12 protein-coding genes are annotated in these 12,518 nt (G+C 49.2%); all 12 read right to left on the bottom strand.

Features of this window, described 5'->3' with window-relative positions; translation table 11 throughout:
- Nucleotides 1–10 precede the first annotated feature (10 nt).
- The 12 genes from AC2CG4_RS19335 to AC2CG4_RS19280 all read right to left on the bottom strand — a co-directional run bounded on the left by AC2CG4_RS19335 (nucleotide 11) and on the right by AC2CG4_RS19280 (nucleotide 12,485).
- Nucleotides 11–1,645 (bottom strand): ShlB/FhaC/HecB family hemolysin secretion/activation protein, encoded by a 1,635-nt coding sequence (locus AC2CG4_RS19335; RefSeq protein WP_484487822.1) that lies wholly within the window; start codon nucleotides 1,643–1,645, stop codon nucleotides 11–13.
- A gap of 318 nt (nucleotides 1,646–1,963) precedes the next feature.
- Nucleotides 1,964–3,151, bottom strand: a complete 1,188-nt coding sequence (gene hemW / locus AC2CG4_RS19330) for a radical SAM family heme chaperone HemW (protein ID WP_484487821.1) — start codon at nucleotides 3,149–3,151, stop codon at nucleotides 1,964–1,966.
- 16 nt (nucleotides 3,152–3,167) lie between these two features.
- Nucleotides 3,168–3,773: an XTP/dITP diphosphatase gene (locus tag AC2CG4_RS19325; protein WP_484487820.1), complete on the bottom strand. Its 606-nt coding sequence runs from the start codon at nucleotides 3,771–3,773 to the stop codon at nucleotides 3,168–3,170.
- Between the two features lie 78 nt (nucleotides 3,774–3,851).
- Nucleotides 3,852–4,310, bottom strand: a complete 459-nt coding sequence (locus AC2CG4_RS19320; protein WP_484487819.1) for a DUF4426 domain-containing protein — start codon at nucleotides 4,308–4,310, stop codon at nucleotides 3,852–3,854.
- 43 nt (nucleotides 4,311–4,353) lie between these two features.
- Nucleotides 4,354–4,941: a methionine biosynthesis protein MetW gene (gene metW / locus AC2CG4_RS19315; protein WP_484487818.1), complete on the bottom strand. Its 588-nt coding sequence runs from the start codon at nucleotides 4,939–4,941 to the stop codon at nucleotides 4,354–4,356.
- On the bottom strand, nucleotides 4,941–6,083 hold the full coding sequence (gene metX / locus AC2CG4_RS19310) for a homoserine O-succinyltransferase MetX (protein WP_484487817.1): 1,143 nt from the start codon (nucleotides 6,081–6,083) through the stop codon (nucleotides 4,941–4,943). Before metX ends, metW begins: the two co-directional genes overlap by 1 nt.
- Before the next feature lie 172 nt (nucleotides 6,084–6,255).
- Nucleotides 6,256–6,999 (bottom strand): hypothetical protein, encoded by a 744-nt coding sequence (locus AC2CG4_RS19305; protein WP_484487816.1) that lies wholly within the window; start codon nucleotides 6,997–6,999, stop codon nucleotides 6,256–6,258.
- Between the two features lie 31 nt (nucleotides 7,000–7,030).
- Entirely contained in the window at nucleotides 7,031–8,263 is a 1,233-nt protein-coding gene (locus tag AC2CG4_RS19300; protein ID WP_484487845.1) for a beta-ketoacyl-ACP synthase, read from the bottom strand.
- Nucleotides 8,263–8,994 (bottom strand): 3-ketoacyl-ACP reductase FabG2, encoded by a 732-nt coding sequence (locus AC2CG4_RS19295; protein ID WP_484487815.1) that lies wholly within the window; start codon nucleotides 8,992–8,994, stop codon nucleotides 8,263–8,265. Before AC2CG4_RS19295 ends, AC2CG4_RS19300 begins: the two co-directional genes overlap by 1 nt.
- A gap of 9 nt (nucleotides 8,995–9,003) precedes the next feature.
- Nucleotides 9,004–9,483: a hotdog family protein gene (locus tag AC2CG4_RS19290; RefSeq protein WP_484487814.1), complete on the bottom strand. Its 480-nt coding sequence runs from the start codon at nucleotides 9,481–9,483 to the stop codon at nucleotides 9,004–9,006.
- Nucleotides 9,484–9,490: 7 nt separating this feature from the next.
- Nucleotides 9,491–10,051: a DUF3261 domain-containing protein gene (locus tag AC2CG4_RS19285; RefSeq protein WP_484487813.1), complete on the bottom strand. Its 561-nt coding sequence runs from the start codon at nucleotides 10,049–10,051 to the stop codon at nucleotides 9,491–9,493.
- The gene (locus tag AC2CG4_RS19280; RefSeq protein WP_484487812.1) at nucleotides 10,044–12,485 is read right to left on the bottom strand and encodes an MMPL family transporter; all 2,442 of its coding nucleotides are present in this window, start codon (nucleotides 12,483–12,485) and stop codon (nucleotides 10,044–10,046) included. Before AC2CG4_RS19280 ends, AC2CG4_RS19285 begins: the two co-directional genes overlap by 8 nt.
- Nucleotides 12,486–12,518 lie beyond the last annotated feature (33 nt).

Raw genomic sequence — 12,518 nt, 5'->3', positions numbered from 1 at the left:
TCACTACCTATTAGAAATTGGCTTGAAGACTTGCATAAATTCCATGCTCTGCACCTTGCAGATAATCCGGGACCTTAAGTGCCCGGGCGTAAGCAATATCCAGATTCACACCTGCAGCAGACAAAATCATACCCACTGCAGAACCAGTGAGTATTTCATTATTAATATCGGGATTATCGGGAGTGTCTGATTGGCCTAAATCAATACCGACGTAAATATCCATACGCCCGCCAAATTTAAAGGGGTGCACCAAGGCTATTTGATTACGCCAATAACCTCCGCGATAGCCGAACAACCCTTCGCCTTCAACGCCGCGAACACTATAACGACCACCGAGCGATAAACCTTCAGAGGCAATAATTGCTTTAGGAGAATAGAAAAAATAGGTGGATGTTTGATAAGAAAACTGCTGATCAAACAGGGCGAAGTTGAGCGTGAGATTAGAATCGAGCGTATATTTATTGAATTGAAAATCATCTTCGGCGCTAACCAATTCGGTTTTTGCATCACCCCAATTTACACTGCGATACCAATTAACTGAAGTATTGAATAAACCATTGGCTAGTGGTCGTGTATATGTGAGGCCAAAATCCCACAAGTACAAAATTCGGCTCGATGTATCGAGAAAAACATCTTCCAGATAGTTTTTACTTTGCTTGCGCGTAAACCCTACACCCAAGGCAAGTTTATCGCGCTGGCCACGATAAAGCATATGATCCAAATTAAGTGAATGATTAGCAGAAGAACCACTCGTCAAAAAATCAACAGCTGTTCCTTTTACCAACTGTTCATATTCAAAATAGCTACCGGAGTAACTAAACAACGTATAACCATAAGGAACAGAATAGGCCAACGAATAGCTGCGTGACTTCGCTGGATCTTCGCCAGAAATAGCATCACTAACATTTAAAAATACATTGTCATTGCTATTGAATGGGTTATCCCAAGAAACATAGGCGGTTGCCAAGGTTTCACCGGTTGCTTCACTGCCACTATTATTAAAGCCTATCCCCGAATGAAACTGACGGGCGATATGATTACGAATTAATACGCGACTGGCTCCCGTAGTATTCCCGGGTTGAATATCAAGCTCACTGCGGTTTTGTTGTAAACGATTGAGCTGTTCCAAGCCCTGCTCAAGATCGCGTAGATTTAATAAACGCCCCTCTTCTACCGGGAACGCCCAGCGCAATTGCCGCTCACTCAAGGAACCCTCGACAGACTCTAGCGTTTCCAATTGCCCTTCAACGATCAGAATTTCCAGAGTGCCATCGGCAAGATTCTGCGGTTGCAAAAAGGCGCGGCTGGTTACCCAACCCTTGGTGATATAGAGATTACTAATAGCTTTAATGAGCCTGTTTATTTCAGCAAGTCCGAGGCACTGATTCAGGTAAGGATAGGTTAGGGTATCGATTGTTTTTTCACTGAAAGCAAATACACCCTGCACTTGGATATGCTGGATGTTAAAGCAAGTTTTGCTATCAAGTTCCTCAGTGACTGAAGCCTCAATCTGTGGCTGGAGAAAAATATCGGAAGATTGTTCCCGCGCCTCCAATTCTTTTTGGCGGCGCAACGCATCTTCTTGCAACCGTTTTTCATGGGCACGCGCTGCCTCAGCAGCAGTGTTATTTGACTGGGCGAACAAAGAATGCGGACAAAGAATCTGGATTAGACATAACGCACTCAGTAGAACCAATGATCTTATTACTGGCGCAACTGAAATACCACCAGTTCGATCCCTCAAACTTAAACCACGCATCGTCAACCCAATTTTGTAGTGTGAAAAAGTCAAAAAACCTTCACTTTGATAATTTTGGCGCCATTCTAATCAAAATTGGTCAATAATCAAGCGATCTTAGGCGACAAAACAAAACAGTTTGTTTTCGCGACACAGATCACATTTTCGCCAGATAAAATATATAGATATCTTAAGCTGTGAAATTTTTATTGGCAGCACTCGATATCAAATTGTGGAAAAGCGCTCCAATACCCGATTGAGAAAACGGCGCCCCATAGGGGTGGGACGCGCATAGCCCTGCGCGATTTCCACTAAACCTTGCTGGGTTAATTTTTGCCACTGCGGTGCAAGTTGTTGCCAATCCACACCGGTGCGCTCGGTAAAGTAATTCACTGGCACACCAGTATGTAGGCGCAATGCATTCATCATAAATTCCAGCGGCAATGCATCCGGTAATAATAAATCGCTGCCGCCACCAAAAACATTTTGGTGACCACCCAAGTTGGTGGAGATCTTTTGAGACGTGGTTGCGTCCAAATAATGTTTGGGCAAGCGGGTTTTCCACAGGCGCAGGATTTTATTTTCAGCTGGAAAGGTTATCTTTCCATGAGCGCCCGCACCTATTCCCAGATAATCGCCAAACTCCCAATAATTGAGATTGTGGCGCGCGCATTTTTTATCGCGTGCATAGGCAGAAATTTCATATTGCTCGTAGCCCGCCGCCGCCAACAACTCGATGCCAGCATCCTGAATATCCGCCAGTATTTCTTCTTCTGGCAATAGGGGTGGAGCGGAATAGAATGCGGTGTTTTGTTCGATGGTGAGTTGATACCAGGAGAGATGTTCTGGTGCGAGTTCAATCGCCTGTTGCAAATCAGCTTTGGCGGCAGCAACGGATTGCTCCGGCAAACCGTGCATTAAATCCAAATTGATATTGTCGAAACCTGCCGTGCGCGCCACACCTACTGCCTGCAGCGCTTCAGCGCGACCGTGCACGCGGCCAAGTAATTTTAATTGCTGATCATTAAAACTTTGAATGCCGATGGATAAACGATTTACTCCCGCAGCGCGAAAACCGGAAAACTTTTCTTGCTCAAACGTACCGGGATTTGCTTCCAGAGTAATTTCAATATCCGGTTCAAAACCGATAATGGTTTCTGCATCGTTTAAAATCTGCCCTATCGCTTGCGCCGACAACATACTCGGTGTGCCACCACCAAAAAAAATGCTGGTGAGTTTGCGGCCTTGCGCCAGAGATTGATCCTGCTGCAAATCCAAACGCAGTGCCGCCACATAATCTGCTTCGGGAATATCGTTATTCGCCTGATGGGAATTAAAATCGCAATAGGGGCATTTGCGAATACACCAAGGCACGTGAATATAAAGCGAGAGCGGTGGTAATTGTAGCGACATCTCAGTTACCAATAATTTATTGATTGCCGATGAGGGCAGATAATTTTTGCAGCAACTCCTGCATCGCTCTGCCACGATGGCTAATGCGATTTTTTTCTGCTTTATCTAATTCAGCCGATGCACAATTGTGCGTTGGTACAAAAAATAAAGGGTCATAACCAAAACCACCTTCGCCGCGCGGCTCGTTGAGAATCACACCCTCCCAGGTTCCATGACACAAAATAGGCGTTGGATCTTCGGCATGACGCATAAACGCGAGCACCGCATGATAACGGGCGGTACGTTTTTCGGTAGGAATATCCATTAATTCTTGCAACAGTTTCACGTTGTTATCCGCATCTTTTGCGCCTTCACCCGCATAGCGAGCGGAGTAAATTCCGGGGCGACCATTCAATGCGTCCACCTCAATACCGGAATCGTCAGCGATGGCAGGCAAGCCGGTTTTAGCGCAGGCGTAACGCGCTTTGATAATAGCGTTTTCAACAAAGGTTAAACCGGTCTCTTCAGCATTCTCGCTAAAAAAATCCGATTGTGGCACCACGTCAAAACCACAGCCAGCCAAGAGTTGCTGAAACTCGCGCAATTTTCCGGCGTTGCCGCTCGCTAAAACTATTTTTTTCATAAACATCTTTTCCGCATAAATTAATCAGAGAAAGAAAAGGCGCCCCCCGGCGCCTTTGTTATGCAATCCAGCATAAGATTATTCAGTGTAAAGCGTTCGGTTAAAGGTAAACATCATTGGTTTAGTTTCTTTGTCCACGCTGACCTGAATATCGAAATGCAATAATTCTTCGTTGTTAAATACAAACGGTGCGAGATAGTAAGTAGCATCGCCCTCTTTGATTTCGATAAATTTCAACGCTTGCTGTTGCTGCATTAAATTTTTGGTTTTTCCACTCACCAGCGCAGCCATACCCAAACTGGTATTGCCCTCTTCGGTTTTAGTGAGGCTGATATTGACCAAAGCCCGATCTTTACCCCGCACCAGCTTGTATGTCTCAGCCACATTTGCGGGAATATCGGTACTGTTAAACACATTGTAATGAACGGTATAGTCGCCGAATTTTTCGGTGGTACTAATTTCCTTAGGCTGATCGATTTGCGCTTGAGCAATTACAGCAACAAGACTTAAACAAAGACCTTGTAATAGATTTTTCATGAAGCGCTCCAAAAGCTGACCTGTGTATTGGTTTTCCAACAGGTTATTTACTGAGATGATAAATCGCCGTTTCGCCAAACAAGTTAGGCATAAAATCTTTTAAGGTTTGACCGGATTGTTCGTTCACCACCTGACGATGGATCACCTTGATATTGCGCTCGCGGCAGAGCACTTCAAAGTCCTTAAAGGTGCAAAAGTGAATATTGGGTGTGTTGTACCATTCGTAGGGCAGCAGATCCGACACCGGCATGCGGCCACGCGTCGCCAAATAATAACGCGCTTTCCAATGACCGAAGTTGGGAAAAGTCACTATACACTCTTTGCCCACACGCAACATTTCATCCAATACCAAGTGAGGAAAATGTAGCGTTTGCAGCGCTTGGGTCATAAGCACCGTATCAAAACTTTTATCGGCAAAGTTGCCCAGACCACTATCGAGATTCTGTTCAATAACATTTAAGCCTTTATCGATACAGGCATTGATTTGCGCCGCATCAATTTCCAAACCGTAACCTTGCACCTGTTTGGTATCGATCAAAAATTTTAATAAGGTGCCATCGCCACAACCCAAATCGAGAATACGGCTGCCCTGTTGAATCCAATGTTGAATTTCGTTGAGATCTATACGCATCAGATTGTCACTCCCGCAAGGTAGCGACCGAACACTTGCTGGTAGCGTTCATCGGGTAATAAGAATGCATCGTGGCCGTGTTTGGATTCAATTTCCGCATAGGTGACAGAGCGATTGGCGCCAACCAAGGCGTTCACAATTTCACGCGAGCGCTCGGGGGCAAAACGCCAATCAGTACTGAATGAAATCACTAAAAATTTTGCATGGGTCTGTTTAAATGCACTAACAGGATCATCATTAAATTCGCGTGCAAGATCAAAATAATCCAACGCTTTGGTGATGCGAATATAGGAGTTCGCATCAAAGCTAGTAGCAAAACTATCACCCTGGTAGCGCAGATAACTTTCGATCTGGAATTCCACCGGCTCGGCAATTCCTAGCTCAAAACTACCACTGCGCAAATCGCGTCCAAATTTTTCACCCATCGCAAAATCAGACAAGTAAGTGATATGGCCGATCATGCGCGCCACCGCCAAACCGTTTTTCGGCAAAGTGTTGTGTGCGATGTAGTCGCCATCGCAAAAATTGGGATCGCTGATAATCGCTTTGCGCGCTGCTTCGTTAAACGCAATGTTTTGCGCGGACAGTTTTAATGCCGACGCAATCACCACCGCGTGACGAATACGCTCAGGATAATCCAGCGCCCAGCGCATTACCTGCATACCGCCGAGGCTGCCGCCGATGATCGCCGCCCAGACATCAATACCGAGCACATCGGCCAAGCGCGCCTGACTCGCCACCCAATCGCGCACGCGAATCATCGGGAAATCGGCGCCCCAGGCTTTGCCGGTCGCGGGGTTGATCGAACGCGGGCCAGTTGAACCGTGGCAGCCGCCAATATTATTGAGCGCCACCACAAAAAATTTGTTGGTATCGATGGGTTTACCGGGGCCGATATAAGCGTCCCACCAACCGGGACGTTTGTCGTCCATGCTGTGATAACCAGCGGCGTGATGATGGCCGGAGAGTGCGTGGCAGATCAGCACCGCATTGGATTTGGCCGGATTCAATTGACCGTAGGTTTCATAAACCAATTCATACTCATCAAGCGTGCGACCGCAGGCCAGCAACAGCGGCGCGGTAAAACGATGAGTTTGGGGAGTGACAAGACCCACCGAATCGGCAGGTAGTTGGTTTGGCATGATTCTCTCTTAACGCGTGATGTAATGCCGATGGGCATCGGCCAGATCAAATGATGCGACAGTCTAAAGAGCTGTGCCTGTGCCTGCAAGGTTATACCCGGTTACTTCGCGTTTTGCTGCCTGCAATAAAAAACGGGCGCAAGCGCCCGTTTATATACTTCCAGATTCTTCTTTAGCTACCGAAGTAAGCCAGGTATTTTTTGGCGTATTTTGCCAATTTCTTTTCTTTGGCGCCGCTAGCTACTTTTTCAATCGTGGGTTTGTATTCTGCCACGCGGCTGCCAGCCAGAGCGCGGCACATCCAAGCAGCAGCATCTAACCCCACACTATCCAAGGACTGCTGATAAGTACTTTCTATCGTTTTATTAAGCTGTTGCAGAAATTCCGGTTGATAGTTTTGGGTGAAGTGAATGCGTTTTGCCGCCATCCGCATAAGCTCCGCATTGCCGCTGGCCAGCATATTAATGATGCGCTGGTTGTAAGTGGGATGGCTGTGCTCCGGCCAAGCTTTGGGTGCGATCAGCAGGTTAATTTGCGCATGCAGCGACAAAGTATTAAGTGCTTGAACCGCATATTTTTTTAATTTCTTGTGCGGAGCCTCGGCGATAATTTTTTCAATTGTCGGGCGATATTTTTCATTGCCCGAATAGGCCAAGGCTTTGGTGAGATGGGCAACGTAATTGATAGTGACCTTATCACTTGCCTTGGGTAGGGACGCCAAGGCTTTGGCTTCGACCAAATCAAACAACTGCGGCGAACTTAAACCAGCCCACTCCAGTGTTTGCGCGGCTTTTTCCTGCTCAATTGGGCTGCCCGATTGGAAAATCCTGACGTAATCTTCCGGCGTTTCAGTTTCCGCCTGCACAATCCAACTAGCGCAAATCCCCACCATCAACAACAGTGCACGTAATAACATGGTTACAGCTCTCCTTGATTAATAATAAAAATCAGTTAATCCAACGTTTAAAAATCAGCGAGGTATTAATCCCGCCAAAAGCAAAATTGTTACTCATGATGTAAGGGCAATCCAGTTCCCTGCCTTCACCCATGATGTAGTCCAAATCGCCACACTGTGGATCGGGGGTGTGCAAGTTCAGGGTCGGTGCAAACCAACCTTCGTTCATCATTTGGATGCTTGCCCAAGCCTCAATTGCCCCACAGGCACCGAGGGTGTGACCAATATTGCCCTTGAGTGTACTGATCGGTACTGTCTGTTTGCCAAACAATTTTTCGGTGGCGGTGGACTCAGCAACATCGCCGCGATCAGTCGCGGTGCCGTGGGCGTTGATATAGCCGATGTCCGCAGGCTGCAAACCGGCATCATCCAATGCCATTTGCATGGCGATATTCATGGTCGCTGGATCTGGCTGGGTGACGTGGCCGCCATCGGAGTTGGTACCAAAACCGATCAATTCAGCGTAGATTTTTGCCCCGCGCGCCTGTGCGTGTTCCAACTCTTCGAGGATTAAGGTGCCAGCACCTTCACCGATAACCAAACCATCGCGCCCGCTATCAAACGGGCTGGGGGTCAGATTCGGGGTAGCATTTTTGGTACTGGTGGCATAAAGCGTATCGAACACGGCGGCTTCGGAGGGGCACAATTCTTCAGCGCCACCGGCGACCATCAGGGTCTGTTTACCGTATTTGATCGCCTCGTAGGCATAACCTATGCCCTGGCTGCCGGAAGTACAGGCAGACGAAGTGGTGATGATCCGACCCTTTAAGCCAAAAAATACCCCCACATTAACCGGCGCGGTATGGCCCATCATGCGGATGTAAGTCGTTGCGGTAGCGCCGCCGATATCGCGTTTATCGAGCATCACCGCAAAATCGCGGGTGGCATCGGTACTACCAGTTGATGAACCATAGGCGACACCCATAGCACCGCTTTGCAAAATAGGGTCATCGAGCAGACCGGCATCGATCAACGCCAGCTCAGTTGCGCGGGTAGATAAGAGAGCAACACGCCCCATCGAGCGAATCTTTTTGCGCGGGTAATGGGCGGGCACCACAAAATCTTCAATCGGGCCAGCGAGATTGGTATTCAAATCTTTGTAGGTCGCCCAGTCTTCCAAGCGGCGAATCGCGCTAGTGCCGGATTTTAGTTTGGCGGAAAATTCCGGCCAGTTATCGCCCAGGGCGGTCACCACCCCCATTCCTGTCACCACTACGCGCTTCATCAAAACATTCCGCCATTCACTGAAATAACCTGACGGGTAATGTAACCCGCCGGGGCTGATAAGAGATAACTCACCAAAGATGCCACTTCGTCCGGCTCACCGGCGCGGCGCATGGGGATCAGTTTTAACGCCTCTTCAACCGGCGCATCGGCAAGCATTTCGGTATTGATCAAACCGGGCGCGACACAGTTGACGGTGATATCGCGCTTGGCCAATTCAATCGCCAGCGCTTTAGTGGCGCCGATAATACCGGCTTTGGCCGCACTGTAATTGACTTGCCCGCGGTTGCCCATAATGCCCGAGACTGAGGCGAGGGTGACTATACGACCGGGCGCACGACGGCGCACCATCGGCATAATTACTGGATTAAGCACGTTGTAAAAGGCATCGAGATTGGTGTGGATAACCGCATCCCAATCTTCGCCACTCATGGCGGGGAAGGCGTTATCGCGCGCGATACCCGCGTTGCACACAACACCATAATAGGCGCCATTGGCTTCCATATCAGCTTCCAACAATTGTCTGGCCTGCTCGCGCTCGGCTACATCAAACTGCAGAATACTGGCTTTGCCGCCAGCCGCTTCAATCAGCTGCTGTACTTCTTCCGCCTGATTGCGCTGACTGCGGCAGTGAATCACTACCTCGAAACCATCGCGCGCCAAATGCAGGGCAATCGCACGGCCAATGCCTCGGCTGGAGCCGGTTACTAATACTCTCTTATTGTTATCCACGTTGATCTCCTAAACCGCATTCATTTGCGTAAATTGCGCCATTACCGCCTCGACATCCTTGGGCTGGATTGCTTTTATTTCTGCGTGGGCAAGCAGTTGCTCGCCACTGTGTATCTCACACTTGAATAACACCAGATTGGTTTCATCGCGCAGCAACTCGCGCACACTTACCCGCAGCTCCTGTGCCGGATCAAAATGACTCAGCTCCGCATGATAGCGGCGAGTGCCGAGTAAAAAACCCAAACAGACCGGTTGACCGGCGCGGCGCGATTCAATGCCAGCCAGCGCACCTATAGCCTGCGCCATATATTCAATGCCGACCCATGCGGGGATGCGGCCATCGGCGTCCATAAATAAATGAGAATCGCGTGGGTCGACCAGTGCTTCCAGCTCGCTCTCGCTCCAGCGCAGTACCGATTTCAGCAGCAGCATCGGCGGGCGGTGGAGCAGTAAATCCTCTACCGATTCAAATAGCGGTGCGTGCGTCATAGGCATATCAATTCAGCGGCTGGCTATGAATGCGCAAGCTAAACTCGCGTGTGACATAGCCCAGGCTACCCTGCCAGGGATTAGCCCGATCAGTTATCTGTTGGTACTCAATGGAGGCGCGCAATATACCAGAAAAGCTCACTTCACGGCGCCCGTCGCGCTCGACGAACTGCCAGCGCGGATCAGCCGTTTGCAAATCCGCCAGCGGCCAATAGCTGAATTGCCACGCCTGCAGCAACTCCGGCAACCATTGCATGGCTGCATGGGATTGATGGCGCTCGATTTGCACCTGTCCGTTTGAAGATTCTACCGTCGCCACACGCTGGCCCAATTGGCTCAGCATAATCCAACGCCAGTGGTCAGCGCTGCGCTCGACAATCACTTCCAGTGTGTATTCCTGTTGTCCCTGTTGCACCAGCCATTGCTGCTGCGCGACATGAACTTGCTGATCGCTGCTGCGCGTTAATAACGTGAAATCGCCACGCTTTAAACTACTGCAACCACACAGCGCTACCAGTGCAATCAGTAACAGGCCGAGACCCAGACTCGATTTTTTATTGTCATTCATTAGGCTTCCCTCCTGACATGCTGATCTTATGTAGCCGTCCGATTAGAGGCGCATAAAACAAATTGAAACAGCAGCCCAGCAATAAAGTGATACCAAACGCGCTAACCATGGGCGTAGAGCTGAGCGCAAGCAAACCGAACGATAAACTGCTGGTCAGCGCCGACAGCCAAATCGCGCGCCGGGTGACCTGATCTTGCGTGCCTTCAGCAAAGGAAAAGATGGCGTAATCCATGCCCAGCCCAAGAATCAAATAGCAGCCAAACACATGAAAAACATTGATCGCGACACCGCTGATCGACAGCAAACTCAACGTGGTCAGCGTCGCTAACAGCGGCACAAAAATTAACAGCAATGCGTGTGCGCGGCGATAATAAATCCACAGCAGTGGCAAGAGCACAAAGTAGGCGAGCAGCAGTAACAGCGCGGCGGAATTCATCAGTGACTGCAACAATTGCGACATACCGGCGACACGATCAACCCAAACCACTGAGTGATTATTCGCCGCCGCCGACAATGCCTGCACATCGGCCACACCACGCAAGCCGATAATACTCACGTAGTCACCTTCCAATTGCCCCATCCACAATAAACCTTGATCGGGGCGCGCCACTTTGAGCCAATCCTCTACCAACAGACGCTGCGGTGCCGCCGCAGAAAAATCCTGCTCTGCCTGCGCAATCGCCTGCGCATCAAAACCAGCCGACTGCATAAATTGGCCAACCAAACCTTCCGCGCGATACAGCGGCTGCAGCAATGCATAGTTAACCGCTTGCTGGTGCAGCGAGGGCACTATGCTGCTGGTGGCTATGTACCCACTTAATGCGCCTGCAGTGACTAGCCCATCCAAATGCTCGCGGCGAAAACGCTCTTCGGTTTGCAACAATTCTTCTGCCGTTTTAGCGCGCAGCAAAAAATATTGATTCGGTGCAACACCCTGTAATGCACGCTGCAAACGCTGCTCAGAGGCCATCAATTGCGCCGAGGGTTTATAGAGTGAGCGCACATCGCTGCTCAGCTGCACACTCACAATACCCACTACTATTAACGTCGCTAAGCCGACAGCAATAAGCCGCGCTGGCACGCCGCGCATACGCACCCAAAATAACCACACCGCAGCGGCGCAGCGATCAATAATCGCGACCGGTTGCGGCAGCGGCTGACGCATCAGCAATGGATAAGTCACGACTAAAAATAACCAGGAACCTGCCAACCCCATCATCGAAAACAAGGCAATTTGTTGCAGACCGAGCAAAGGCGTAGACAACAAGCTGCTGTAACCCAAGACCGAAGTAATTAAACTCAAACTCAACGCAGGCAATAAGGCTTGCAGCACTCGCCCATCGCGCGACAATTCCTGATTTGTAGATAAAAAAATTGCCTGATGTTTACTTAAATCTTGGTGCTTGCATAACTCTTGATACTTGCATAAATAGTGCAGCGAATAATCAACCGCCACACCAATCAAACTCGCGCCAAAGACCAGCGTCATTAAATGAATTTTGCCAAACAAAAAATGATTGATAACCATCGCCACCAAACAGCCATAAGCAATTGATAACACACTCACCAGCAGCGGTTTAATGCGGCGGAACGCAAGCAAAAATAACAGCAACACCCCCAAACTGGAGCCGCCGCCGATAATGCTCATTTCGCGCTGCGCATTGGCCGAGGCTTCGGCGGCATGGAACACGGCACCGGAAACCAACACTTGCGTCGCCGACGTTTGGGGGTTGCTAGCCAACTGGTTGCGCAAATTTTGCAGCCAGCTATTCATCTGCGCCTGCAGCTGTAAATTAAATGCTTCGCCGTGCAAATTCAGCGCAAATAAAATTAAATGACCATCGCTATTGGATATCACCAAGCGATCATTAATGAACTCACCTTTGAGCGCCGGTTGTAATTGTTGCAGGTACGCAGGGGAGAGATTGAGTGGGTCTTGCAGCGGCGACAAACCACTGCCACCCAAACTAAAACCGAACAAGGCAGCCTGCGCCTGTTCTAACAGATCCTGTGTTTGAGTGTTTATCAATTGCTGTTGTGCGGGGGTTAATAATTGGTAGCGATAGCGCTGCAATAATTCATGTTGCTGTGCGGCCAATTCCAGCTGTGCACTGGGCGCACTCACTTGCAGCTGTGCATTGGTATTGATCGCGCTGGCAACTACCTCGGCCGCCGCATTGACCTGTTCCATTTCTGCCGCCTGCACGGCGACCAAAATTTTATTGCCAAATTGGCGATACAAACGCTCATTGATTTTATTGACCAGTGGGTTGTGGCGATCTTGCGGAAACAGGCTTTGCAGATCTGTCTCCAGCACAAAACCTTTTTGCAGCAGGGGATAAGCCAAAAGCAGTACAACAACGGACAGCAATAACAATGCCCAGCTAAATAACTGCTGCCAGCGCGCCAGCGAAATGTTTATTGTTTTTATCATCAGTGACAGGCACGCCAGGTAGAAAAAAGGAAA

The organism is Cellvibrio sp. ATLC23 (assembly GCF_057196725.1).
The sequence above is the reverse complement of the archived record's forward strand: the minus strand, read 5'-3'. Positions and strand labels throughout refer to the sequence as shown.

Coding starts and splice junctions, on each gene's coding strand:
- AC2CG4_RS19300 (WP_484487845.1), bottom strand. CDS start 8,263: ATGAAGCGCGTAGTGGTGACAGGAATGGGGGTGGTGACCGCCCTGGGC.
- AC2CG4_RS19320 (WP_484487819.1), bottom strand. CDS start 4,310: ATGAAAAATCTATTACAAGGTCTTTGTTTAAGTCTTGTTGCTGTAATT.
- metW (WP_484487818.1), bottom strand. CDS start 4,941: ATGCGTATAGATCTCAACGAAATTCAACATTGGATTCAACAGGGCAGC.
- hemW (WP_484487821.1), bottom strand. CDS start 3,151: ATGTCGCTACAATTACCACCGCTCTCGCTTTATATTCACGTGCCTTGG.
- metX (WP_484487817.1), bottom strand. CDS start 6,083: ATGCCAAACCAACTACCTGCCGATTCGGTGGGTCTTGTCACTCCCCAA.
- AC2CG4_RS19305 (WP_484487816.1), bottom strand. CDS start 6,999: ATGTTATTACGTGCACTGTTGTTGATGGTGGGGATTTGCGCTAGTTGG.
- AC2CG4_RS19280 (WP_484487812.1), bottom strand. CDS start 12,485: ATGATAAAAACAATAAACATTTCGCTGGCGCGCTGGCAGCAGTTATTT.
- AC2CG4_RS19290 (WP_484487814.1), bottom strand. CDS start 9,483: ATGACGCACGCACCGCTATTTGAATCGGTAGAGGATTTACTGCTCCAC.
- AC2CG4_RS19325 (WP_484487820.1), bottom strand. CDS start 3,773: ATGAAAAAAATAGTTTTAGCGAGCGGCAACGCCGGAAAATTGCGCGAG.
- AC2CG4_RS19285 (WP_484487813.1), bottom strand. CDS start 10,051: ATGAATGACAATAAAAAATCGAGTCTGGGTCTCGGCCTGTTACTGATT.